The 23,694-nt window shown below is 65.1% G+C and carries 17 protein-coding genes and 2 pseudogenes; 12 read left to right on the forward strand and 7 right to left on the reverse strand.

The features are described 5' to 3' along the window. Positions 1 to 23: 23 nt before the first annotated feature. Complete coding sequence (glmU, locus tag IF809_RS10545; protein WP_462837538.1) at positions 24 to 1,379, forward strand: bifunctional UDP-N-acetylglucosamine diphosphorylase/glucosamine-1-phosphate N-acetyltransferase GlmU; 1,356 nt, start codon at positions 24 to 26, stop codon at positions 1,377 to 1,379. An 8-nt stretch (positions 1,380 to 1,387) separates the two neighbouring features. Here the strand turns inward: glmU and IF809_RS10550 are convergent, their stop codons facing one another. Continuing rightward, positions 1,388 to 1,606, reverse strand: a complete 219-nt coding sequence (locus IF809_RS10550; RefSeq protein ID WP_128966322.1) for a hypothetical protein — start codon at positions 1,604 to 1,606, stop codon at positions 1,388 to 1,390. A 221-nt stretch (positions 1,607 to 1,827) separates the two neighbouring features. Between IF809_RS10550 and glmS the strand changes: the two genes are divergently transcribed. The 5 genes and pseudogenes from glmS (at position 1,828) to panE (ending at position 7,317) form a co-directional block, all read left to right on the forward strand. Further along, the gene (gene glmS, locus IF809_RS10555; RefSeq protein WP_462837539.1) at positions 1,828 to 3,654 is read left to right on the forward strand and encodes a glutamine--fructose-6-phosphate transaminase (isomerizing); all 1,827 of its coding nucleotides are present in this window, start codon (positions 1,828 to 1,830) and stop codon (positions 3,652 to 3,654) included. 89 nt (positions 3,655 to 3,743) lie between these two features. Further along, complete coding sequence (locus IF809_RS10560) at positions 3,744 to 4,514, forward strand: DUF502 domain-containing protein (protein ID WP_462837540.1); 771 nt, start codon at positions 3,744 to 3,746, stop codon at positions 4,512 to 4,514. Between the two features lie 121 nt (positions 4,515 to 4,635). Then, a pseudogene (locus IF809_RS10565) lies at positions 4,636 to 5,396 on the forward strand (IS5 family transposase). Between the two features lie 63 nt (positions 5,397 to 5,459). Further along, positions 5,460 to 6,317: an NAD(P)-dependent oxidoreductase gene (locus IF809_RS10570; protein ID WP_462837541.1), complete on the forward strand. Its 858-nt coding sequence runs from the start codon at positions 5,460 to 5,462 to the stop codon at positions 6,315 to 6,317. A 70-nt stretch (positions 6,318 to 6,387) separates the two neighbouring features. Then, entirely contained in the window at positions 6,388 to 7,317 is a 930-nt protein-coding gene (gene panE / locus IF809_RS10575; protein WP_462837542.1) for a 2-dehydropantoate 2-reductase, read from the forward strand. On the opposite strand, the gene recG is transcribed toward panE, so the two are convergent. Beyond that, positions 7,314 to 9,422, reverse strand: a complete 2,109-nt coding sequence (gene recG / locus IF809_RS10580; protein WP_462837543.1) for an ATP-dependent DNA helicase RecG — start codon at positions 9,420 to 9,422, stop codon at positions 7,314 to 7,316. The two genes, panE and recG, sit on opposite strands and share 4 nt — an antisense overlap. 184 nt (positions 9,423 to 9,606) lie before the next feature. On the opposite strand from recG, the gene IF809_RS10585 reads away from it, so the two are divergent. Next, positions 9,607 to 9,897, forward strand: coding sequence for an FAD assembly factor SdhE (locus IF809_RS10585; protein WP_462837544.1), 291 nt, complete (start codon positions 9,607 to 9,609; stop codon positions 9,895 to 9,897). Beyond that, complete coding sequence (gene mfd / locus IF809_RS10590; protein ID WP_462837545.1) at positions 9,894 to 13,412, forward strand: transcription-repair coupling factor; 3,519 nt, start codon at positions 9,894 to 9,896, stop codon at positions 13,410 to 13,412. The genes IF809_RS10585 and mfd overlap by 4 nt, the downstream gene beginning before the upstream one ends. Positions 13,413 to 13,645: 233 nt before the next feature. On the opposite strand, the gene IF809_RS10595 is transcribed toward mfd, so the two are convergent. The 3 genes from IF809_RS10595 to IF809_RS10605 all read right to left on the reverse strand — a co-directional run bounded on the left by IF809_RS10595 (position 13,646) and on the right by IF809_RS10605 (position 18,336). After that, positions 13,646 to 14,869, reverse strand: a complete 1,224-nt coding sequence (locus IF809_RS10595) for a GGDEF domain-containing protein (RefSeq protein WP_462837546.1) — start codon at positions 14,867 to 14,869, stop codon at positions 13,646 to 13,648. A gap of 85 nt (positions 14,870 to 14,954) precedes the next feature. Continuing rightward, entirely contained in the window at positions 14,955 to 16,457 is a 1,503-nt protein-coding gene (locus IF809_RS10600) for an AMP-binding protein (protein ID WP_462837547.1), read from the reverse strand. Positions 16,458 to 16,461: 4 nt separating this feature from the next. After that, positions 16,462 to 18,336, reverse strand: a complete 1,875-nt coding sequence (locus IF809_RS10605; RefSeq protein WP_462837548.1) for an extracellular solute-binding protein — start codon at positions 18,334 to 18,336, stop codon at positions 16,462 to 16,464. 260 nt (positions 18,337 to 18,596) lie between these two features. Between IF809_RS10605 and IF809_RS10610 the strand changes: the two genes are divergently transcribed. Further along, positions 18,597 to 19,406, forward strand: coding sequence for an invasion associated locus B family protein (locus IF809_RS10610; protein ID WP_462837549.1), 810 nt, complete (start codon positions 18,597 to 18,599; stop codon positions 19,404 to 19,406). Positions 19,407 to 19,502: 96 nt separating this feature from the next. On the opposite strand, the gene hspQ is transcribed toward IF809_RS10610, so the two are convergent. Continuing rightward, positions 19,503 to 19,835, reverse strand: a complete 333-nt coding sequence (gene hspQ / locus IF809_RS10615; protein ID WP_018317973.1) for a heat shock protein HspQ — start codon at positions 19,833 to 19,835, stop codon at positions 19,503 to 19,505. Between the two features lie 106 nt (positions 19,836 to 19,941). Here hspQ and IF809_RS10620 point away from each other — a divergent pair, with 106 nt between their 5' ends. Continuing rightward, positions 19,942 to 20,895 carry an AEC family transporter gene (locus IF809_RS10620; protein WP_462837550.1) on the forward strand — a complete coding sequence of 318 codons (954 nt, stop codon included), beginning with the start codon at positions 19,942 to 19,944 and terminating at the stop codon, positions 20,893 to 20,895. Positions 20,896 to 20,911: 16 nt separating this feature from the next. On the opposite strand, the gene IF809_RS10625 is transcribed toward IF809_RS10620, so the two are convergent. Next, positions 20,912 to 22,096 (reverse strand): UbiH/UbiF family hydroxylase, encoded by a 1,185-nt coding sequence (locus IF809_RS10625; protein ID WP_462837551.1) that lies wholly within the window; start codon positions 22,094 to 22,096, stop codon positions 20,912 to 20,914. A gap of 65 nt (positions 22,097 to 22,161) precedes the next feature. Here IF809_RS10625 and pcsA point away from each other — a divergent pair. Beyond that, a pseudogene (gene pcsA, locus IF809_RS10630) lies at positions 22,162 to 22,963 on the forward strand (phosphatidylcholine synthase). After that, entirely contained in the window at positions 22,960 to 23,694 is a 735-nt protein-coding gene (locus tag IF809_RS10635; RefSeq protein ID WP_462837552.1) for a TerC family protein, read from the forward strand. The pseudogene pcsA and the gene IF809_RS10635 overlap by 4 nt, the downstream one beginning before the upstream one ends.

The following is a 23,694-nucleotide window of genomic DNA, read 5'->3' on the forward strand; positions in this document are numbered from 1 at the left end:
CGGCCATATTTGACAGGATTGCAATGACTGCCCGCTCAAGTCTCACGATCGTTCTGGCCGCTGGCGAGGGTACGCGCATGCGATCGAGCGTGCCGAAGGTGCTGCATCCCGTAGCTTCCCAGACCTTGCTTGCCCACGTCCTCGGCGCCGCACCGCAGGGAACCGGGACTGCGCTCGCGGTCGTGATCGGCCCGGACCACCAGGCCGTCGCTGAAGAGGCAAAGCGCATTCGGCCCGACGCGCTCACCTTCGTACAAAGCGAGCGGCTCGGCACCGCGCATGCGGTGCTGGCAGCGCGCGAGGCGATCGCACGCGGCGTGGATGATCTCCTGATCGCGTTCGGCGATACGCCGCTGATCTCGGCCGAGACCTTTGCGCGGCTTCGCGCGCCGCTCGCCAAGGGAGCTGCGCTTGCCGCGCTCGGCTTCCGCGCGGCGGATCCGACCGGCTATGGCCGCTTCATCGTCGAGGGCGATCGCCTGGTCGCGATCCGCGAGCAGGCCGATGCCAGCGCGGACGAGCGCAAGATCAATCTGTGCAATGCCGGGGTCATGGCGATCGACGGACGCCGCGCGCTCGCGATCCTGGACAAGATCGGCAATGCGAACTCCAAGGGCGAATATTATCTGACGGATGCAGTCGGCATCGTCCGCGAACAGGGATGGGAGTCCGTGGTGATCGAGACCAGCGAGGACGAGGTGCGCGGCATCAACACCAAGGCGCAGCTTGCGGAAGCGGAAAGCGTGATGCAGGCGCGGTTGCGCATGGCCGCGATGGAGGCCGGCGTCACGCTGATCGCGCCGGAAACGGTCTATCTTGCCGCCGACACCGTGTTCGGCAAGGACGTCACCATCGAGCCGTTCGTGGTGATCGGCCCGGGCGTGTCGATTGGCGACGGCGCCGTGATCCACTCGTTTTCGCACATCGTGCAGACAACACTCGGCAAGAACGTCTCAATTGGTCCTTATGCGCGGCTTCGACCCGGCACCTCGCTCGGCGACGGTGCGCGCATCGGCAATTTCGTCGAGACCAAGGCCGCGACGCTGGAGGCGGGCGTCAAGGTCAACCACCTCTCCTACATTGGGGACGCCACCGTCGGAGCCAATTCCAACATTGGCGCCGGCACCATCACCTGCAACTACGATGGCTTCAAGAAGCACAAGACGGCGATCGGGCAGGGCGCCTTCATCGGCACCAATTCCTCTCTGGTCGCGCCGCTCAAAATCGGCAACGGCGCCTATATCGGCTCCGGCTCGGTCATCACGCGCGATGTGCCCGACGACGCGATGGCGCTGGAACGCAATCAGCAGACCATCCGCGAAGGCGGTGCGGCGCGCTATCGCGAAATGAAGACGGGCGGCAAGAAACCGGAGAAATAGCCGCAGCCCTATTCGTCGTCCGCGAATTCGGAGAAGATGGCGCGCGTCAGCCGCCAGCCGCGCGGCTTGGCGCGCTTCACAGGTTCGCCTTCCGGATGCTTAATGAAGACGGGCTTGTTTTCCTTGCCGCGCTGAGGCGGCGGCCAATGAGCCAAATGCGTGCCTTCGGTCTCGCTGGCGCGCAGATAGAGCGATGACAGACCTTTGCGGTCGGACGTGGCTTTCATGGCCGTGATCTCCTGGCGGCGAATCGTTGGCCAAATTTGTTGACAGCGGGTTAATGCGCGCGATTAAAGGCCGGCCACATCGACGCAGGCCAGGGATTGCAATCATGAGACGCTGTCGCAATCCGTTATAATTATTGAGTATCTGGTTCCTTGGGAACTTCGCTAAAAACCGAACGCTTCGTTTAGGCGACTTTTCGACGATTTGGGGGATATTGATCCGCATGTGCGGGATTGTCGGCATTCTCGGGCGCGAGCCGGTTGCAGAGCAATTGGTGGATTCGCTCAAACGTCTGGAATATCGCGGCTATGATTCCGCGGGCGTCGCTACGCTTGAAGGCAAGCATATCGAGCGCCGCCGCGCCGAGGGCAAGCTGAAGAATCTGGAGAGGCGGCTGGAGGCGGAACCGCTGATGGGCACCACCGGCATCGGTCACACCCGCTGGGCCACCCACGGCAAACCGACCGTCAACAACGCCCATCCGCATGCGACCGAGCGCGTCGCAGTCGTTCACAACGGCATCATCGAGAATTTCCGAGAGCTGCGCGAGGAGCTCGAGAAGAAGGGAACGGTGTTCCACACCGAAACCGATACCGAGATCGTGCTGCATCTCGTCGACGATCTGCTCTCGCGCGGCAGCAAGCCTGTCGAAGCGGTGAAGCAGACGCTGGTGCGCTTGCGGGGCGCCTTCGCGCTCGGCTTCATCTTCGCCGGCGACGGCAATCTCATGATCGGCGCTCGCAATGGGCCGCCGCTGGCGATCGGCTATGGCAATGGCGAGATGTATCTCGGCTCGGACGCCATCGCGCTCGGCCCGTTCACCGATACGATCAGCTACCTCGAAGACGGCGACTGGGTCGTGCTGACCCACGATGGCGCGACGATCTTCGACAAGGACGGAGAGGCCGTCGAGCGTGACAAGATCAGGCACGCCGCTTCCACCTCGCTGGTCGACAAGGCCAATTATCGGCACTTCATGGCCAAGGAGATTCACGAGCAGCCGGAGGTGGTCGGCCATACGCTGGCGCGCTATGTCGACATGGCGACCGAGCGCGTTTCGCTGCCGGTCAAGCTGCCGTTCGACTTCAAGGACATCCAGCGCATCAATATCACGGCCTGCGGCACCGCGAGCTACGCCGGCATCGTTGCAAAATACTGGTTCGAGCGCTTTGCGCGCCTGCCGGTCGAGGTCGATGTCGCCTCCGAATTCCGTTACCGCGAAGCGCCCCTGCGCAAGGGCGATCTCGCCATCTTCATCTCGCAATCCGGCGAGACCGCGGACACGCTGGCTGCTTTGCGCTACGCCAAGGCCGAAGGCGCGCACACCATTGCCGTCGTCAACGTACCGACCTCGACGATCGCGCGCGAGAGCGAGACCGTGCTGCAAACGCTGGCAGGTCCCGAGATCGGTGTCGCCTCGACCAAGGCCTTCACCTGCCAGCTCATGGTGCTCGCCAACCTCGCGATTGCGGCCGGCAGGGCCAGAGGCGAATTGTCCGAAGCGGACGAGATCAAGCTGGTCCATGGCCTCGTCGAGGTTCCGCGCTTGATGTCGGATGCGCTCACCACCGAGTCGCAGATCGAGAAGCTCGCGCACCGGATCTCGAAATCCCGCGACGTGCTTTATCTCGGCCGTGGCACCAGCTTCCCGCTGGCGCTCGAAGGCGCGCTGAAGCTGAAGGAAATCTCCTACATCCACGCCGAAGGCTATGCCGCCGGCGAACTCAAACACGGACCGATCGCGCTGATCGACGAGACCATGCCTGTGGTCGTCATCGCGCCCTATGACCGTGTGTTCGAAAAGACCGTCTCCAACATGCAGGAGGTCGCCGCGCGCGGCGGCAACATCATCCTGATGACCGATGCCAAAGGTGCCGCGGAGGCGACGGTGGATTCGGTCGTCACCATCGTCATGCCCGACATGGCTGCGGCCTTCACGCCGATGGTCTATGCCGTACCTGTGCAGCTGCTCGCCTATCATACCGCTGTCGTGATGGGGACCGACGTCGACCAGCCACGCAATCTCGCCAAGTCCGTGACGGTGGAATAGGCAAGGGGGATCGGGCCGGACCGCTTCGTGATCTTCCAAAACCTGCTAGAAGACCCTAGCTTGGACGAAGCGACCGACCTGGAACCCGAATGACCGCCCGCGACGACGCGCCTGCGCCCCTTGATCCCGCCCCGGAACCGCATACCGGCCTGATGGGCCGTTTCCGCAATTATTTCCTGACCGGGTTGATCGTCACCGGTCCGATCGCGATCACCCTGTATCTGGTCTGGTGGTTCGTCACTTGGGTCGACGGTGTCGTGCGGCCATTCGTCCCGCTGGCTTACCGGCCCGAGACCTATCTTCCTTACGGCGTTCCCGGCTGGGGACTGATTGTCGCATTCTTCACGCTGACGCTGGTCGGCTTCCTCGCGGCCAACCTGATCGGCCGTACGCTGGTGGATGTCGGCGAGACCTTCCTCGGCCGGATTCCGGCCGTGCGCGCGATCTATCGCGGCTTGAAGCAGGTGTTCGAGACGCTGTTCTCGGGCAAGGGCTCGAGCTTCCGCAAAGTGGGTCTGGTCGAGTTTCCATCGCCCGGGATGTGGTCGATCGTGCTGATCTCGCAATCGCCGAATGAAGATATCTCGCGCAGCCTGCCGGGACAGGAGGAACACGTCTCGGTGTTTCTGCCGTGCTCGCCGAACCCGACCACCGGCTTCTTCTTCTACGTGCCCAAGAGCAAGATCATCGAGGTCGATCTCAGCGCCGAAGATGCCGCGACGCTGATCATGTCGGCCGGCGTGGTGCAGCCCGGTTCGGCGCCCGACCCGAAGAAGGCCGCCGCGCTTGCGGGCGTGGCGAATGCGGCGCGCATTGCCAACGCCTCCGCGCTCAAGCCCGAGCCTGCGAAGGCGGAGTAGGGCTATTCCCGCCCGGGATGGCCGCGGATCACGCGCGGGTCAGCATCCTCTGCTAGGGTCTGTACCTAATTAGCGATCTCTGATTCCCTCGCACCGAATTGATTCGGCGTGGGGGATTTCTGTGCGCAAGGGGCTGTTCTGGCTGAACGACAAGCAGTGGGCTCAGATTGAGCCGCATCTGCCAACGAACCAGACTGGCCCGGCGCGCGATGACGATCGACGCATTATCAGCGGTATCATTCACATGCTTCAGTGCGGCGCACGCTGGCGCGATTGTCCGCCCGACTATGGTCCTTACACGACGATCTACAATCGCTTTAATCGCTGGGCCAAGCGCGGACATTGGCAGGCGATCTTTGAAGCGCTCGCCCGCTGCGGCAAGGACGGCGTGACTTTGTCCATCGACTCCACCTCGATCAAAGCGCATCGCTCGGCGAGCGGCGGAAAAGGGGGGAGCATGAACAGGCGATCGGCCGCTCGCGCGGTGGGCGGACCACGAAAATCCACGCGCTGAGCGACCCTGATTGCAGACCTTGCGCATTTCATCTCACTCCCGGCCAGGACGCGGATATTGCCGCGGCGTCGGCCCTTTTGGAACTCGCGCCACCCATGTCTGCCCTCATTGGCGACAAAGGATACGACGGCGACGGCTTTCGCGCCGAAATCGTTGATCGTGGTGCAAAGCCCGTCATTCCGAACAAATCCAACAGGGTCATCCTCCACAGCTTTAGCAAACGCGCCTATAAAGGACGCAACGTCATCGAGCGCTGTTTCTGTCGCCTCAAGGATTTCAGGCGTGTCGCAACTCGCTACGACAAACTCGCCAGAAACTTCTTGGCTGCCGTCCACCTCGCCGCCATCGTCGCCTATTGGATCAATTGAGTCTGAACCCTAATATTCCGGTCGAACTGAGCACAACGCTCGGAATTCGAACCGGAGTGCCCGATGTCCAAGACCATTGCGATTCTCGCCCCTGGTGCCATGGGCAGCGCGGTTGCCCGCCGGCTCAGCGAGAACGGCGCACGCGTGCTGACGTCGCTGAAGGGACGCAGCGCGGCGACGCTGAAACGGGCGGCGGATGCGGGTATGGTCGGCGCCGAGGACGATGCGATCGCGGAGTCCGACATCATTCTCTCGATCGTGCCGCCGGGCGAGGCGGAAGCCTTGGCCGAACGGCTGGCGGCTCTGATCGTCAAGCGCGCGAAGAAGCCGGTCGTCGTGGACTGTAATGCCGTCAACGTCGACACGGTACGCCGGATCGAGGAAATCATCGGCTCGGCGCAAGCCCCGTTCGTCGACGGCGGCATCATCGGCTTTCCGCCGCAGCCCGGCGGCAAGAGCCCGGCTTTCTACGTGTCAGGCGAGCACGCCAAGAGCGTCGCGGTGTTGAAGGATTTCGGCCTCGACGTCCGCATCGTCGACGGCCCGGTCGGCGCAGCGTCCGCGCTGAAAATGTCTTATACGGGCATCGTCAAGGGCCTCGCCGGGATCGGCTCGGCCATGGTCGTCGCGGCGACGAAGGCGGGAGCCGCAGAGGCGCTGCGCAACGAGCTCGCGCTGAGCCAGCCTGCCATCCTGGCGCGACTTGAGATCGCGCTGCCGGACATGCTTCCGAAGGCCTATCGTTGGGTCGCGGAGATGCGGGAGATCTCGGGCTTCCTCGGCCCCGATCATCCGGCGAGCCAGATCTACGAAGGCTTTGCGCGCTGGTTCGAGCACCTCGCCGAGGATGTCGAAGGCGAGGCGACCGATGCCGAGCTGATAAAAGCATTCGCGGCTGAGGCCGCGAAGGCCAAGACCTGATTAGTGGGTGTTTCGCCGTCAAAACGCCAGTCCGGCTGAACTTGTCCGGGAGCATGACGCAGGAGCTGGAATGAGAGTGCTTGTGATCGGCGCGGGCGCGCTGGGAGGCTATTACGGAGCTCGTCTGGTTCGAGCCGGCGGCAACGTGACTTTTCTGGTGCGGGCCGCGCGCGCAGAGCAATTGCGCCGGAATGGATTGCAGGTCGTGAGCCCGCATGGCGACTTTGCCGTGCAGCCGAAGATGGTGCTGGCGAACGATCTCAAGGAACCATTCGACGTCGTCCTTGTCGGGGTGAAATCCTACTCCCTCGACGATGCGATGACCCAGTTTGCCCCGGCCGTCGGTGCGAGCACGATGATCCTGCCTGTCCTCAACGGGTTGAAACATATCGACGCTCTGACTGCGCGTTTCGGCGCGGGGTGCGTCCTTGGCGGATTGGCGAATGTCAGCGCCGGGCTCGATCCGGAGGGGCGCGTCGTTCAGTTCATGGCCAATCAAACCATCGTCTTCGGCGAGATCGACGGTTCGTTGAGCGAGCGTGTGGTCGGGCTGGAGACGCTGCTCAACGTCCCCGGGATCGACGTGCGCGCCAGCGAAGCGATCATGCAAGATATGTGGGAAAAGTTCGTCCAGCTCTCGACGCTTGCCGGGATCACCTGCCTGATGCGCACAAGCATCGGAGACATCCTGGCTGTGCCGAACGGGGAGCAATCCATCTTCCGCCTGTTCGCGGAATGCTGTGCGATTGCGACCGCCTGCGGCTTCGAGCCGCGCGCCCCGTTCATCGAGTTTGACCGGAAGCTGTTCACCACCCTGGATTCGCCGCTGAAGGCCTCGATGCTGCGCGATATCGAGCGTGGCTCGATCACGGAGGCGGAGCATATTCTGGGCGACATGGCCAATCGGGCGCGCAAGCTCGGCATTGAAACGCCGCTCTTGGACCTCGCTCGCGCGCATGTCGCCGCCTACGAGGTCGGGCGATCAAGGGTCGCGAGCTAACCCGCCCCGATCAGCGGGATCGCCTCGTCGCGTTCGTAGAGATACAGCAAACATCGCAGCGCTTCGCCGCGCTCGCCCTTCAGCTTCGGATCGTCCTTCATGATGCGCAGCGCTTCGTCGCGGGCTTGCGTGACGAGCTGGCCGTGCACCTCCGAGCGCGCGATGCGATAGCCCGGCAGGCCGCTCTGGCGAACGCCGAGCACGTCGCCTTCGCCTCGCAGCTTCAGGTCTTCCTCGGCGATGCGAAAGCCGTCGGTGGTCTCGCGGATCACCTTCAGCCGCGCCTTCGACATTTCGCCGAGCGGCTCGCTGTAGAGCAGGATGCAGGTCGACGCCTCCGAGCTGCGCCCGATCCGGCCGCGGAGCTGGTGCAACTGGGCGAGGCCAAAGCGCTCGGCGTTCTCGATCACCATGATGGTCGCGGCCGGCACGTCGACGCCGACCTCGACCACGGTGGTTGCGACCAGGAGCCCGATCTCGTGGGCGGCGAACCGGCCCATGACGCGATCCTTCTCGGAGCCCTTCATCTGTCCGTGCACGAGCCCGACGCGGTCGCCGAAGCGTTTTTGCAGGCTCTCGAAACGCTTCGTCGCGTTGGTGAGATGCTCGGTGCCCTCGGCCTCGGATTCCTCGACCAACGGACAGATCCAGTAGACCAGTTTCCCGGACTCCAGTGCGCGCCCGACACCGTCCATGACTTCGCCGAGCCGGCTCATGGCAACGGCGCGGGTGTCGATCGGCTGGCGGCCGGCCGGCTTTTCGCGCAGCTCGGAGATGTCCATGTCGCCGAAATAGGTCAGCACCAGCGTGCGTGGGATCGGGGTGGCGCTCAGCACCAGCACGTCCACCGCTTCGCCCTTCGAGGTCAGCGCCAGCCGCTCACGCACCCCAAAACGGTGCTGCTCGTCGACGATGGCGAGCGCGAGGTCGTGGAAGACCACATCATCCTGGATCAGCGCGTGAGTGCCGACAAGCAGGTCGATCCCGCCGGCTTGGAGTTGCGCGAGCAGCTCGCGCCGCTCCTTTCCCTTTTCCCGGCCGGTGAGGATCGCAACCCGCATGCCGGCGCGCTCGGCGAGCGGGGCGATGGTCTTGATGTGCTGGCGCGCCAGGATCTCGGTCGGGGCCATCAGCGCCGCCTGCTTGCCGACTTCGGCCACAGCGGCGGCCGCGAGCAGGGCGACCACGGTCTTGCCGGAGCCGACATCGCCCTGAAGCAGACGCAGCATCCGCACCGGTTGTTGCAAATCCCCGGCGATGGCAGCCGCCGCGCTACGCTGCGAGGGCGTGAGCGCGTAGGGCAGGGCGTCGATGATCTTGTTGCGCAAATGGCCGTCGCCGGCGTTGCGCACCCCGGCCGGTCGACGCAGCTGTGCGCGGATCAGCGCGAGCGCCAGCTGGCCGGCGAGCAGCTCGTCGAAGGCGAGGCGGGACCGATAACGCTGGTCGGGCAGGATGTCGGTGAGCTCGACCGGCTGGTGCACGCGATGGAGCGCTTCGGCGACAGGCGGGAAATCGCAGCGGCGCAGCACCTCCGGGCTGATCCATTCGGGCAAAGCGGGCAATTTGTGCAGCGCCTGCGCGATCGCGCGACGCAGCGAGCCGAGCGCCAGCCCCTCGGTCAGCGGATAGACCGGATCGATCCCTGAGAGTTTTGAGATCGCCTCCTCGTCCAGCACGCGGTCGGGATGCACGATCTGCGGAATGCCGTCATACATCTGGAGCGTGCCGGAGACATAGCGCTTCTCACCCACAGGCAGCAGCTTTTCGACATAGCCGGGCTTGGCGCGGAAGAACGTCAGCACGACGTCGCCGGTGTCGTCGCTCGCATAGACCAGATAGGGCGCACGGGAATTGCGCGGCGGAGGCGGGCGGTGGCGATCAACCGTGACCTCCAGCGTCACCATGGTTCCCTGGACCGCGTCGCGGATCTTCGGCCGCGCCCGGCGGTCGATCACCTGGCTCGGCAGATGCAGCAAGAGGTCCACCAGCCGCGGCGTCTCGCTTCGGCTGAGCAGATATTGCAGCAGCTTGTTCTGCTTCGGACCGACGCCGGGCAGGCTGGTCACGGGAGCGAACAGCGGATTGAGCAGGCTGGGGCGCATGGACGCGAATCTAGGATCGTTTCGGCCCGTCATGCCCGGCTTTATGCCAGGCATCCACGTCTTTTTTCGGTGGTTTTCCCGGCATCCGGCCATGTCAAATCGAGGGCTGACATGGCCGGTTCCAGTGGCTATATCACCCCGGCCCGGCACGTCCGGGCTTTCGGCGTTTGACTGGATTTGAGACATGACGGGAACGACACGATCGAGCGACGGGCTGGACGATCGCCGCAAGCGGCTTCTGTTCCGCTGCTGGCACCGCGGCACGCGCGAGATGGATTTGATCCTCGGCCGCTTCGCGGACGCCGAGATCGGCAACCTGTCCGAGGCCGAACTGACCGAGCTGGAGATGCTGCTCGAGGTCAACGATCCCGATCTCTATGCCGCCCTCACTGGTGACAAGGCGCTGCCAGCCGCTGTCGCGGGTCCGCTGTTCGCCCGCATCAAGGCGTTTCCGGTTGCGGACAGCGCCGTATGAAGCAAGGCATGAAATCTCCAGCCGAGCTGCTGACGCCCGGCCGCGCGCTGACGCTTGCCAATGTCGCCGAGGGCGCCGAAGGCCTTGTCGTCTCCGATCTCGCGCGCGCCATCGCCGCGCGGCCCAAAAAGCCCGCGGTCAGCCTTGCCGTGGTCTGCCGCGACGGCGGGCGGATGCAGCAGCTCGAACGCGCGCTGCAGTTCTTCGCGCCCGATCTGCCGGTGCTGACTTTCCCGGCCTGGGACTGCCAGCCTTATGACCGCGTCTCGCCGCACGGCGGCATTCTGGCGCAGCGCCTGACAACGCTGGCGCGGCTCGCCGCGCTCACCGGCAGCGACAAGCCGCTGATCGTGCTGACCACGGTGAACGCGGTGGTGCAGCGCGTGCCCGCGCGCGAGCTCGTCGCGGCCCAGGCGCTTTCTGTGGCGCCGGGCAATGTCGTGCCGATGGACACGATCGTCGCCTGGCTCGAGCACAATGGTTACAACCGCTCCTCGACGGTGCGCGAGCCCGGCGAATATGCGGTGCGCGGCGGCATCCTCGATCTGTTTCCGGCCGGTCTCGAGCAGCCCGTTCGCTTCGACTTCTTCGGCGACAGCCTGGAATCGATCCGCTCCTTCGATGCCGAGACCCAGCGCACGCTGCTCGACATGCGCTCGCTCGATCTGGTGCCGATCTCGGAATTCCAGCTCGTCACCGATACGATCCGTAGATTCCGCATGGGCTATGTCGCCGAGTTCGGCGCGCCCGAGCGCGACGATGCGCTCTACGAGGCCGTCAGCGAGGGCCGCCGCCATCCGGGCATGGAGCACTGGCTGCCGCTGTTCCAGGACCGGATGGACACGCTGTTCGACTATCTGCAAGGGGCGGCCGTTGCGATCGAGCCTCAGGCCGAGGATGCCGTCCGCGAACGTTTCAAGCAGATCCAGGACTATTACGAAGCCCGCCGCGAAGCGATGGAGCATCCGGGCGGCGGTGCCATCTACAAGCCGCTGCCGCCTGACAGGCTCTATCTGACCGATGAGGAGTGGACCAAGCGCGAACATGATATGCCGCTGATCCGGCTGACGCCGTTCTCGGTGCCGACCGACGGCACCAGTGTCATCGATGCCGGCGCCCGCAAGGGTCGCGACTTCGCACCGGAACGCAACGACACCGCCGTCAACGTATTCGAATCCGTCGTCAGCCATGTCATGGCGCTACAGGCCCAGCGCAAGAAGGTCGTGATCGCGCTGTGGAGCGAAGGCTCGCGCGACCGCATGACCTCGATGCTGCGGGACCACAAGCTGGCCCATACCACCAGCGTCAATGCCTGGCGCACGGTGCAGGCGACTCCGCGCAACGAGACCATGCTCGCCGTGCTCGGCCTCGAGAGCGGCTTCGAGACCGACGAGATCGCTGTCATCAGCGAGCAGGACATTCTGGGCGACCGCCTGGTGCGGCCGCGCAAGGCGAGCCGCAAGCTCGACAATTTCATCTCGGAGGTGACGAGCCTCACCGCCGGCGACATCGTCGTTCACGTCGACCACGGTATCGGCCGTTTCATCGGCCTGCAGACGCTGGACGTTGCCGGCGCGCCGCATGACTGCCTCGAGCTGCATTATGCCGCCGATACGAAGCTGTTCCTGCCGGTCGAGAACATCGAGCTGTTGTCGCGCTACGGCTCCGATCAGACCACGGTCGAGCTGGATCGTCTCGGCGGAAGCGGCTGGCAGACCCGCAAGGCGAAGCTCAAGAACCGCATCCGCGAGATCGCCGGCGAGCTGATCAAGATCGCGGCCGCGCGCCATCTGCACGAGGCCCCCAAGCTGCCGGTGCAGCAGGGCCTCTACGACGAGTTCTGCGCGCGCTTCCCCTATGACGAGACCGAGGACCAGCTGGGGGCGATCGAATCCACCCTCAAAGACCTCGAGCTCGGCCGTCCCATGGACCGGCTGATCTGCGGCGACGTCGGCTTCGGCAAGACCGAGGTCGCGCTGCGCGCCGCGTTTGCCGTTGCGCTCGAAGGCAAGCAGGTCGCGGTCATTGTGCCGACCACGCTCTTGGCGCGTCAGCACGCCAAGACCTTCACCGAGCGCTTCAAGGGCTTTCCGGTGAACGTGGCGCAGGCCTCGCGCCTGATCGCGACCAAGGAGCTGAACCAGGTCAAGAAAGGCATTGCCGACGGATCTGTCGATATCGTCGTCGGCACCCACGCGCTGCTCGGCAAGGCGATCAAGTTCCGCGATCTCGGCCTCGTCATTGTCGACGAGGAGCAGCATTTCGGCGTCACCCACAAGGAGCGGCTGAAGGCGCTGCGCTCCGAGGTGCATGTGCTGACGCTGTCGGCAACCCCGATCCCGCGCACGCTGCAGCTCGCGCTCACAGGCGTTCGCGAGCTCTCGATCATCGCCTCGCCCCCGGTCGACCGCCTTGCGGTGCGCACCTTCGTCGCCCCGCACGATCCCCTGATGATCCGCGAGGCGCTGCTGCGCGAGCGCTATCGCGGCGGTCAGGCGTTCTACGTGGTGCCGCGCATCGACGATCTCGCCGAGGTCAAGGATTTCCTCGACAAGAACGTGCCGGAGATGAAGGTCGCGGTCGCGCACGGCCAGATGCCGCCCGCCGTGATCGAGGACATCATGACCGCGTTCTACGACGGCAAGTTCGACATCCTGCTGTCGACCACAATCGTGGAGTCCGGTCTCGACATTCCTAATGCCAATACGCTGATCGTGCACCGGGCCGACATGTTCGGCCTCGCACAACTCTACCAGCTGCGCGGCCGCGTCGGCCGCTCCAAGCTGCGCGCCTACGCGCTGTTCACGCTGCCGGCGCTGCAGAAGATCACCGCGCAGGCCGAGCGCCGGCTCACCGTGCTGCAATCGCTGGAGACGCTGGGTGCCGGCTTCCAGCTCGCCTCGCACGACCTCGATATCAGAGGCGCCGGCAATCTGCTGGGCGAGGAGCAGTCGGGCCACATCAAGGAAGTCGGCTTCGAGCTCTATCAATCGATGCTGGAGGAGGCGATCATCAACCTCAAGGCCGGTGTGTCCGAGCCCGCCGCCGACCGCTGGTCACCGACCATCACCATCGGCATGCCCGTGCTCATTCCGGAGGACTATGTCGGCGATCTCTCGGTGCGGCTGTCGTTGTATCGGCGTCTGGCTGACCTCGACAGCGAAGATGAGCTCGAGAATTTTGGCGCCGAGATGCGCGACCGTTTCGGCGTCCTGCCGGACGAGGTGCGCTATCTCTTCAAGGTCGCCGCAATCAAGGCGTTCTGCCGCCAGGCCAATGTCGAGAAGATCGACGCCGGACCGAAGGGTGCCGTCATCACCTTCCGCGACAATTCCTTCGCCTATCCAGACCGGCTGGTGTCGTTCATCAAGAGCCACGGCCAGGCGGCCAAGGTACGGCCCGACATGAAGGTGGTGTTCCTGCAGGATTGGGAGACGCCGGAAGAGCGTCTCGCCGGCACCACGGAGATCATGCGGCAGCTGGCCCAGCTCGCGCAGAAAAAGAAGGCTGCGTAGGGAGCAGGGCGAGATGCCGTAGGGTGCGCAAAGCGAAGCGTGCCCACCAGTCGTGCGGTCGGAGAATGGTGGTGGGCGCGGCGCAAGTGCGCCTTTGCCCACTCTACGGCACTCTCTCCACGTCATTGCGAGGAGCTCTTGCGACGAAGCAATCCAGAGTCTTTCCACGGAGAGATTCTGGATTGCTTCGCGGCGCTCGCAATGACGGTGCTTGTCGGGACGGCTCGCGAAATCTACGACGCCGCCCGTGACGCGTCCGCCGACAGCCGCGCCAGCAGCGACCGTGCCGTATCCGACGGCGACAGCGAATCCACCGAGACGACGGGATCGCTGCGCATCTCGTGCTTGCCGTTGGACGTGTGCTTCATCACCGCCGACAGGCGGCGGGCGATCATGTGCGCCGTGCGGAAGTCGGTCTCGGCGAACACCACGATAACGGAGCCGTCCTTCTGCGCAGCGCCAAAATCCATCTGCCGCATCAGGCGGCTTAAAATACGCGCGGCATCGAGCTGGGCGCGGGGGTTGCCCGGATCGAAGGCGAACCGCGCCACCGACAGGCCGCCGCCGCGGGCAAGCGTCTCTTCGACCGCCTTGGCGAAATCGCGGGCGAAGGCTTCGATCGTGAGCAGGCCGCTGCGCGGATCGAGCCAGCCGCCGGCGTCGATCGAGCGCAGCGTGCGGCTCAGTTGCGCCTCCATCGCACGCTGGCGAATGAGCGGTAGTGCGTTGGCTGCAACCTTCGCAGGCTCGCCCGCGATCAGCTCGAGGTTGGGCAGGTCGTAGCTCTGGGTGAGCTGGTGCGCGGTGACGACCACGGGCAGGTTGCGGAAGCGGGTGTCCTCCGCCAGCACCGTGAGGAAGGCATCGGTGACGCGCGGGGTGAAGCCGTCGGAGAGGACGACGCCATCGATGTCGCGGGTGTTGAGATGCTTTGCGGCGGCCTCGATCGAGAGCGCGCCGACGACGCCGGTGCGTTCGCCGAGCGCAACGGACAGGGCAGGGTAGGCGGAGCCCCGGCCAATCAAGAGCACGATGGCGTCACGCACCGGATCGCTCTCCGGCAGCGCGACCTTCACCTCCGGCAGGCGTCGCAGCACCGTGGCGTGCAGCGTGCGAACGCGGATCGCGGCGCGCAGGCGTGCGATCAGGCGCTCGGCAGCATTGGCACGCGTGGCGAAGGGCAGGGCGTTGTGAGGCAGCGACGCCTGCGCATCCAGCGCGACCAGCGGGAGGTAAAGCGGCTGATCGGCGATCTTCTTTGCGAGCAACGCGACGTGCTGCTCGTGGCCACCGGACATGGCGGCGAGGACGGCGGCCGGCTGCACCTGCTCGACGGCCCGCACGGCGCTCGCCCAGTCGCTGTCGACGACCGGAAACAGACGGGCCTCGTCCAGCGCCGCGATGAAGGCGGGTCGCTCGGTATTGGAGACAAAAAGGATCGGGCCCGCCTGGGACATCAGGAAACTCTGATCACGCAATCGATGCTGCGCAATCTAGTCCGGCCGCCTTAATGCAGCGTCAATGTTCCCTGCGAAACTGCGCCTAGACCGGTCCGGACCGGTCGCGAAAAGCCTCGACCATCAAGGGGTTAAGCCCGAGCTCGCTGAGCGCCTCGCGAGCCCTCGCATTGTCCTGGGCCCGGCCCGCCAGCCGGTGACCGGAGAGGCGGTCGGGCAGGGCCGTCAGCAGCGCACCCTGGCCGAGCCGACGCGCCCATTCCTGGAGGTCGTTGGACAGGAAGCGATAGCCGCCGACGGCCATGATGCCCGCTGGCGGCGCGGTGATGCAGATCGCGCCGGTTGTGCGGTCGATCCGGGCAGCATAGCCGGTGTCGACATAGTCGCGCGGCGGCTGCGCGGTCAGGGTCTCGCCGACCGGCTGCGGCGGCGCATAGGCCGCGATCGGCACCATCGGGCCGCGCAATCCGAGCGTACCCTTCTGCGTCAGCAGGATCTCGCCGGCGATAGAGGAGCCGGACTGCTCGCGCGGGGCACCATGCGGCCCGGGCATGACCGCGACAGGCATGCCATCCTCGCCGCGGCGGACGCCGAACAGCCCGGCCTCGCCGAACAGGTAGACGTCCGTGAGCGGCGCATGCGGCGCGATCCAGGCCTCGCTCGCTGCCACCTGCTCGGGCGCGCGCCAGAGCCCGATGACGTTGCGCAAGGTCGGCATGCGCGCGGCAAGGCCGGAATCGCCGAGGCGCAGAGCGAGCTGGGCGGGCGCGATCAGCACGTCGCATTCATGCTCGTTGATCTGCTGCTCCAGCACCTCGCTCTCGAAGGGATGATGCAGCGCCAGTGTGCCGCCGCAGAGCAGCCACACCGCGAGCGAGGAGGCGAGGCCTGCGAACGACATCGGCGTGAACGCCGCCATCACCGTCGCGCCCTGCCGGATGTCGGCTTCCAGCGACATCGCAAGGCCCCCGGCGATCAGGCTGAAATGCGGCCGCGGCACCGGGCGGAAACCCTCCGCCGTGACGTCGAAGGAGATCATCGCCGCCTTGCGGCCGTCCTGGATCACGGCGCGCGTCGTGCCGGGCGGACGCGCCAGCACCTCGTCGAGCGGGGCCATGCCTTCGGGCAGATCAGAACCGAAGCCGAAGACGTGGCGGATCGAGAACGCCTCGGCGGCTGCGTGCATCGCAAGGTCGGAATAGCTGACGCCGTCGACCTTGCTCATGGTCACGATGGCGCGCGCCGCGGTGCGGTTGAGCGCGGCCGCCAGTTCCGCTTGTCGCCACAGCAGCGGCAGCACTGCGACCACGAGGCCGGCACGATGGGCAGCAAGCACCGTCAGCACGAACTCGACGGTCGCGGGCAACTGGATCGCGATCACCGAATTGGCCGGCAGGCCCGATTCGACGAAATGCGCCGACAGCGCCTCGATGGCGGTGTCAGCTTCGGCGTAGGTCAGCCGCCGCGGCTGGTGGCCGGTGATGCGGGATTTGTTGAGGGGGTCGAGCAGGGCAGGCGCGTGCGGCTGCCGCATCAGCGTCCGCTGGAACAGCGTGTCGAGCGTCGGTGATACGGCTGGCTGGTTCACGGCGTCACTTCGCTGGACTGGCTTGAGGCTGACCCTTCGCCCACCAGGTCTCCGGCAGATAGCCCGAGAGCGCGGCGGCCTGTGGTCGTTCTATCCGATTCCAGCGCGCGATCCATTGCTCGGATACGTTAAACAGGGGGATTGTGTAGAAGCCCGCCATCAAGGCGCGGTCGAGCGCCCGTACCGCGGAGGCAAAGTCCGTATGATCACGGGCCTCCAGCAAGGCCTTGATCATCGCATCGACCGCTGGGTCCTTCGCGCCCATGTAGTTGCGGGTACCCGGATTGTCGGCGGCCGCGCTGCCCCAATAGAAATACTGCTCGTTGCCGGGCGACAGCGACTGGTCCCAGCGGTTCTGGATCATGTCGAACTCGTAGGCCAGCCGACGCTGGTCGAATTGCACGGGGTCGACCGCGCGCACGCTCACATCGATGCCGGCGCGTTTGAGGTCGCGCTGGAAGGCGAGCGCGATACGCTCCTGGTCGCGGGTCGTCACCAGCATCTCGAAGGTGAAGGGCACCTTGGTCGAGCGATTGCGCAGCACGGTCCCTTCGAGATCGTAGCCGGCGTCCGACAGGAGTTTGAGCGCCGCGCGCAGCGTGGTGCGGTCGCGCCCCGAGCCGTCGGTCACGGGCAGGCGGTAGCTGCCATCCATGATGTCTGCAGGAATCTGCGCGGCAAAGGGTTTGAGCAGTTCATGCTCGCGCGCATCCGCAGGCCGCGCATAGGCCGACAGCTCGGAGCCCGCGAAATAGCCGCCGGCGCGCGAATACAGCGAGAAGAAATAGTTGCGATTGACCAGCTCGAAATCGAACAGCAGCGTCAGCGCCTGGCGCACGCGGATGTCGGCGAAGACAGGACGTCTGGTGTTGAATACCAGGAATTCCGAGGGCCATGGCGTGCCGGGCTTGAAGGTGTCGCGGATCACCTCGCCGGTTTTTGCAGCTGGAAAATCGTAGCCGTCATGCCAGCGCAATGGCTCGTTCTCGACGCGGAAATCATAGAGGCCGCGCTTGAAGGCTTCGAACTGGCCATTGGCCTCGCGATAATAATCGAGCCGGATCTCGTCGAAATTGAAGAGCCCGCGATTGACGGGTAAGCCGCGGCCCCAATAATCGGGATTGCGCGTCAGCGTCACGCTGGCGCCGGGCTTCACCGCCGTGACGCGGTAGGGACCCGAGGCGATGGGTCCGGTCAGCGTCGTCTCCTCGAAGCTCGGGACATCGACGGCATGCTTCGGCAGGATCGGCATCAGGCCAAGGATCAGCGGCAGCTCGCGGTCGTCGGCGCCGGTGAGGTCGAAGCGGACCGTGAGTGGATCCGGCGTCTCGGCCTTGGCGACCTTGGCGTAGTACTGGCGAAGGTTGGGGCGGCCATGATCGCGCAGGAGCTGCCAGGAGAACAGCACGTCCTCGGCAGCGACCTGTTTTCCGTCGGAGAAACGGGCGCGGGGGTCGAGATGGAACGTGACGTAGCTCCGTTCGTCATCGGTCTCGACGGTCCTGGCGAGCAGGCCGTAGAGCGTGAACGGCTCGTCCTGGCCGCGCGTCAGCAAGCTCTCGACCACGTAGGCGCGGATCGGCTGCACGGCCAATCCCTTCACGATGAACGGATTGAGGCTGTCGAACGTGCCGAGAATGCCCCAGGTCAGCCGGCCGCCCTTGGGGGCATCGGGGTTGGCATAGGGCATGTGGGTGAAATCGGCCGGCAAGGCCGGCTTGCCATGCATGGCGATCGCATGCGCCTCTTCGGCCCGCGTGCCGCTGACCGACAGCCCCAAGGCGAGGGCCATGATCGCAGGGGCCAAGATCGCGGGGGTCAAGGCGAGACGGCAAAGGCGGACACCGGGGCCCTCGAGCAGGCGCTGGAACATGAACATTCGGACACGTTGATTCGAGGACCGGTGGTGGGCGAATCCTATCACAGGGATTTCACTGCGAGCTTGTCCGGAGACAGCCAAAGACGCTTGTCGGCATTGATCTTTTCGGCGACCGCGTTAAGAAGGCACGCAATCGCGCGGAGAGCGCCGAGCCCGTCACGTATCCGCCTCAATTGACGGGGAGAGAGCCGCGCCCAGGCGGTTTGGTTCGGCGCTTCGGAGCGGTTCGGGCACTTCCCGTTCAGAAAGGGTTTTCTGCAATGAATTTCCGTTATTTGGCCGCGTCCGTCCGGCCGCGCGGGCGCCTTCTCGCCCTGTTGACGGCGACGGCATTGGTCGTTCCGCTTGCTGCTGAGGCCCAGGGTCCGACTCCGGCCGCGCCGGCGCCAAAAGCGGCCCCGAAAGCGGCTCCGAAGGCTGCCCCCAAGGCTCCTGCACCCGCGCCGGCTCCCCAAGCCCAGCAGGCCCCGGCCCAGCCGGGCGCACCGGCCGCGCCGGGCGGCCAGCCCGCCGATCAGCAGATCCAGCTGATCTACGCGCCCTGGACCAAGTTCTGCCTCAAGGGCCAGGACGCCAATGCCAAGCAGGTCTGCTTCACCGGCAAGGATGGCCGCATCGAATCGGGCCAGCCGGTCATCGCGGCCGTGATCATCGAGCCGGAAGGCGAGCCCAAGAAGATCCTGCGCGTGACGCTGCCGCTCGGCATGCAGCTCGTCCACGGCACCCGCATCATCGTCGACAACAATCCGCCGCTGCAGAGCCCGTATGTGATCTGCTTCCAGAACGGGTGTATGTCGGATTACGACGCAACGCCCGAGCTCATCAACAACATGAAGAAGGGCCAGAACCTCGTGGTGCAGGCGATCAACGCCAACGGCGCACCGCTGACCCTGCCGCTGCCGCTCGCCGGCGAATTCCAGAAGGCCTATGACGGTCCGCCGACCGATCCGAAGGTGTTCGAGGAAACCCAGAAGAAGCTGCAGGAAGAACTGCAGAAGAAGGCCGACGAGCAGCGCAAGAAGCTCGAGCAGCAGGGTACGCCTCCGGGCACACCCGCCGGGCAGAAGTAATCGGGCTCAAATCCCGGACATGGAAAAGGCGCTCGAACGAGCGCCTTTTTTGCGGGCCGCTTGATGCGGCAAAACTTGGTGAGGGGGACGGAGAGCTCAGTTCAGCGACGGATTGCGCGGGCGGTAGCCGCCATCCTTGTTCTTGATGAAGATCTCCGCGACCTGGGAATGGCGGATCGGCTCGCCTGATTCGTCGGGCAGCAGGTTCTGCTCGGAGACATAGGCGACATACTCGGACTCCGCGTTCTCCGCGAGCAGGTGATAGAACGGCTGGTCCTTGTGGGGCCGTACCTCCTCGGGGATCGACAGCCACCACTCCTCGGTGTTGTTGAATTCCGGATCGATGTCGAAGATCACCCCCCGGAACGAGAAGATCCGGTGGCGCACGACCTGTCCGATCTGGAATTTGGCTGTCCGCGCTTTAATCATCCTCCGTCGATAGACCAGGATTGTGGCCGATGCTAGTGGCCTTATCGGGAATTACCCCGCGGCCGCGGGGCAGATAGCCGTCAGGTCTTCAGAAAATACTTCATCAATGGTCGATATCCTCAATCTGGCGCTACCTTATTTCGGCTTGATTTTCGTCGGCTTCGCCTGCGGCAAGGTCAAATCGCTGCCGGAATCAGGCCTCGCTTGGATGAACTTCTTTCTGCTCTATGTGTCGCTGCCGGCGCTCTTGTTCGCGATCATGTCGAAGACGCCGTTCTCGGAATTGAACAACCCGCCGTTCCTGGTTGCGACCACGCTGTCGACGGTCGCCGCGTTCACCATCGCGCTCGTCGTCGGGAAGGTTCTTGGCAAGCTGACGCTACGCGAGGCGACGCTCGCGGGCCTCTCCGGCGGCTACGGCAATATCGGTTACATGGGGCCGGGGCTGGCGCTCGCGGTGCTTGGATCCAAGGCAGCGGCGCCGACGGCGCTGATCTTCTGCTGCGACAGCATCTTCCTGTTCACGATCGTGCCCCTGCTGATCGAACTGTCCGACCGGGACCATCCCTCGCTCGTGCATGCCTTCGGCGTCGTGCTGAAGCAGATCGTGCTCAACCCGCTGATCATGTCAGCGTGCTTTGGCGCAGCCGTGGCCGCACTCCATATCGAGCTGCCGGTCGCGCTCGACCGCACCATCACCTTCCTCCAGAACGCGGCGGCTCCGACCGCGCTGTTCGTGCTTGGCGTGACGGTTGCACTGCGTCCGTTCGATCGGGTGCCCTGGGAAGTGCCTGGTGTGATCGCGGTCAAGCTGCTGATCCATCCGCTCGTCGCCATTGGCCTGATGCTAGCATTCGGTCCCTTCGCGCAGCCATGGGCCGCCACCGCCATCCTGATGGCCTCGCTGCCGCCGGCGCTGAATGTGTTCGTGATCGCCCGGCAAAACGACGCCTGGATCGAATCTGCATCCGTCGCCGTGCTGCTCGGTACGTTTGCTTCGGTAGTCACGCTGACCAGCGTGATGTGGGCGCTCCAGACCGGCCGGCTGGCATTTCCGTAAGGACCGCTTCGCCGAATTACCTGCGCCAGGTCGGCGTCAGGCCTTCGCGCATCGCAAAGCGCCGCAGCGGGCCGATGGCACCAAGCAGGTGCATGCCGACGGCGCGGACCGGCTGCAGCGGCAGGGAATCGTTGAGCAGCGAGCGGTTGGCGATGTCGATCGCAAAGGTCCGGCTCAAAATGTCCGGCCGCCGCGCCCGGTCGTAGCGTTTCAGCACCTCGTCTGCGCCGGGATCCTGGCCCGCTGCGATGGCTTCGCCGGCGAGCCGGGCGATGTCGGCGGCATCCCGCAGACCGAGATTGAGGCCCTGGGCGCCGATCGGGGGAACCACATGGGCGGCTTCGCCGACCAGCGCGATGCGGTCGCGGGCGAAGGATTGTGGCCGCTCGATCGCGAGCGGGAACAGGTTGCGGCCGGGCTCGACCGTCATGCGGCCGAGGATCGAATGCGACTGCTTCTCGATCGCGGCCGAGAGTTGCTCGTCGCTCAAGCCGCGAAGCCGTTCGGCTTCGGCGGGCGCGGCGACCCAGACGACGCTGGACCGATTGCCGGGCAGGGGTACGAACACGCAGGGTCCGTGGGGCGTGTGGAACTCGGTCGAGACGTTGCGGTGCGGCCTGCTATGGCCGACGTTGAAGGTCAGCGCCGTCTGCGTCAGGTCGTGCCGCGTCACCGCGATGCCGGCGGCTTCCCGGCACAGCGAGTGCCGGCCATCGGCGCCGACCACGAGCCGGGCGGCGAGGAATTGCCCGGACGCCGTGCGGATCGCGACATCATCGGCTTCGATCACGACGCTCTCGGCCTCGTCGTCGAAGCGGACCAGATTGGAGAGTTCGGCCGCGCGCGCTTCGAGCGCCAGCATCAGCGAGCGATTGTCGATGTTGTAGCCGAAGGCATCGAGCCCGATCTCGTGACAGGAGAACCGGACCTCCGGCGCACGGAACAGCCGGCCGGTATCGTCGACAAGGCGCATCACCTCGAGGCCGGCCGCCTTGTCCTTGCAGCGCGGCCAGACGTCGAGGCTTTCCAGGAGATCGACGGAAGCCCCCAACAGCGCAGTCGTCCTGTTGTCGGCATAGGGCAGGCGCCGCGCCACCAGCGCGGTCCGCGCCCCTCGCTGCGCCAATGCAATTGCCGCCGCAAGTCCTGCCGGTCCGCCGCCGATAACGCTTGCGTCGAAGAGTGTCGATGCGTCTGTCATGGAACGACATTTGACACGCCCGGCGGCAAATTCAAGCCACCTATTTTGCCTGATTTTTATGACTGATAGCGCGGCGCAATGCCGCGCCGGCGGATGTGCAAACCGGTCCCGTTCTGGTAGCAGAAACCCATGGATACTCAGACGGACAGCCAAGAGGATTCCCTCAAGCCGAAGCCGGTGGTCCGTGCCGCGGCGTTTTCGGTGCACATCTTCACCGCCTTCGGCGCGGCGATCGCGCTGCTGGCGATGCTAGAGGCGGTGCGCGAGCACTGGGCCGCGATGTTCGGCTGGCTGGGCGTCGCCCTGATCATCGATGCGATCGACGGGCCGATCGCACGCCTGCTCGACGTCAAGAACGTGCAGCCGAACTGGTCGGGCGACGTGCTCGACCTCGTGGTCGATTTCGTCACCTATGTCTTCGTGCCGGCCTATGCGATCGTGGCGAGCGGCATGCTGCTGCCGGTGGCCGCGCCCGTGCTCGGCATCGCCATCATCGTCACCAGCGCACTCTACTTCGCCGATCTGCGCATGAAGGCGGACGACAATCATTTCCGCGGCTTTCCGGCGCTGTGGAATGCCGCCGCGTTCTATCTGTTCCTGCTGCACTGGCCGCCGCTGTCGTCGACGCTGCTGGTCGCCGCGCTGGTGGTGCTGACCTTCGTGCCGTTCCACGTGCTGCATCCCGTTCGCGTCGCGCGGCTGCGCTGGCTGACGATGTCCCTGATCGTGCTGTGGGGGCTGCTCGCCTTTTACGCGCTGGAGATGGACTTTCGCGTCGGCACCGGCGTGACGGTCGCGCTCTGCGCCATCGCGCTCTGGATCGCCTTCAGCGACACGTTGATCCGCCTGGCGAGATCGTTCGCATGATGCATCTTCTGACCAACCCCGAGGCCTGGGCCGCGCTGCTCACCTTGACCGCCCTCGAGATCGTGCTCGGCATCGACAACGTCATCTTCCTGTCGGTGATCGTCTCGCGCATCCCGGAGAAGCAGGCCCATCGCGCCCGCCAGATCGGGCTGGCGCTGGCGCTGGTGTTCCGGATCCTCCTGCTCAGCGTGCTGGTCTGGCTGATCGGCCTGACCGCGCCGGTATTTTCGCTGGCAGCTTACGATTTCTCCTGGCGCGATCTCATCCTGATCGGCGGCGGCCTGTTCCTGATCGCCAAGGCGACGCACGAGATCCACGCCGAGGTCGAGGCCGATGACGGCGAGGGCAAGAAGGATTCCGCCGGCAGCGCGTTCTTCTGGGTGATCGTCCAGATCGTCGTCATCGACATCGTGTTCTCGCTGGACTCCATCATCACCGCGATCGGCATGGCGCAGGATCTCGAGATCATGATCGCGGCTGTCGTGATCGCCTGCCTGATCATGTACATTTCGTCGGGGCCGGTGGCGCGATTCGTCGCTGAGCATCCCACCACCAAGATGCTGGCGCTGGCGTTTCTGGTGCTGATCGGCGTGGCGCTGGTCGCGGACGGATTCAAATTCCACATTCCGCGCGGCTACATCTATTTCGCGATTGCGTTCTCGGCGGCGGTCGAGTTCTTCAACGTGCTGGCCAAGCGCAATCGCAAGAAAGCGAAGACGCCATCCACCTAG

The organism is Bradyrhizobium sp. UFLA06-24 (assembly GCF_054967145.1).

Coding starts and splice junctions, on each gene's coding strand:
- glmU (WP_462837538.1), top strand. CDS start 24: ATGACTGCCCGCTCAAGTCTCACGATCGTTCTGGCCGCTGGCGAGGGT.
- IF809_RS10550 (WP_128966322.1), bottom strand. CDS start 1,606: ATGAAAGCCACGTCCGACCGCAAAGGTCTGTCATCGCTCTATCTGCGC.
- glmS (WP_462837539.1), top strand. CDS start 1,828: ATGTGCGGGATTGTCGGCATTCTCGGGCGCGAGCCGGTTGCAGAGCAA.
- IF809_RS10560 (WP_462837540.1), top strand. CDS start 3,744: ATGACCGCCCGCGACGACGCGCCTGCGCCCCTTGATCCCGCCCCGGAA.
- IF809_RS10570 (WP_462837541.1), top strand. CDS start 5,460: ATGTCCAAGACCATTGCGATTCTCGCCCCTGGTGCCATGGGCAGCGCG.
- panE (WP_462837542.1), top strand. CDS start 6,388: ATGAGAGTGCTTGTGATCGGCGCGGGCGCGCTGGGAGGCTATTACGGA.
- recG (WP_462837543.1), bottom strand. CDS start 9,422: ATGCGCCCCAGCCTGCTCAATCCGCTGTTCGCTCCCGTGACCAGCCTG.
- IF809_RS10585 (WP_462837544.1), top strand. CDS start 9,607: ATGACGGGAACGACACGATCGAGCGACGGGCTGGACGATCGCCGCAAG.
- mfd (WP_462837545.1), top strand. CDS start 9,894: ATGAAGCAAGGCATGAAATCTCCAGCCGAGCTGCTGACGCCCGGCCGC.
- IF809_RS10595 (WP_462837546.1), bottom strand. CDS start 14,869: ATGTCCCAGGCGGGCCCGATCCTTTTTGTCTCCAATACCGAGCGACCC.
- IF809_RS10605 (WP_462837548.1), bottom strand. CDS start 18,336: ATGTTCATGTTCCAGCGCCTGCTCGAGGGCCCCGGTGTCCGCCTTTGC.
- IF809_RS10610 (WP_462837549.1), top strand. CDS start 18,597: ATGAATTTCCGTTATTTGGCCGCGTCCGTCCGGCCGCGCGGGCGCCTT.
- hspQ (WP_018317973.1), bottom strand. CDS start 19,835: ATGATTAAAGCGCGGACAGCCAAATTCCAGATCGGACAGGTCGTGCGC.
- IF809_RS10620 (WP_462837550.1), top strand. CDS start 19,942: ATGGTCGATATCCTCAATCTGGCGCTACCTTATTTCGGCTTGATTTTC.
- IF809_RS10625 (WP_462837551.1), bottom strand. CDS start 22,096: ATGACAGACGCATCGACACTCTTCGACGCAAGCGTTATCGGCGGCGGA.
- IF809_RS10635 (WP_462837552.1), top strand. CDS start 22,960: ATGATGCATCTTCTGACCAACCCCGAGGCCTGGGCCGCGCTGCTCACC.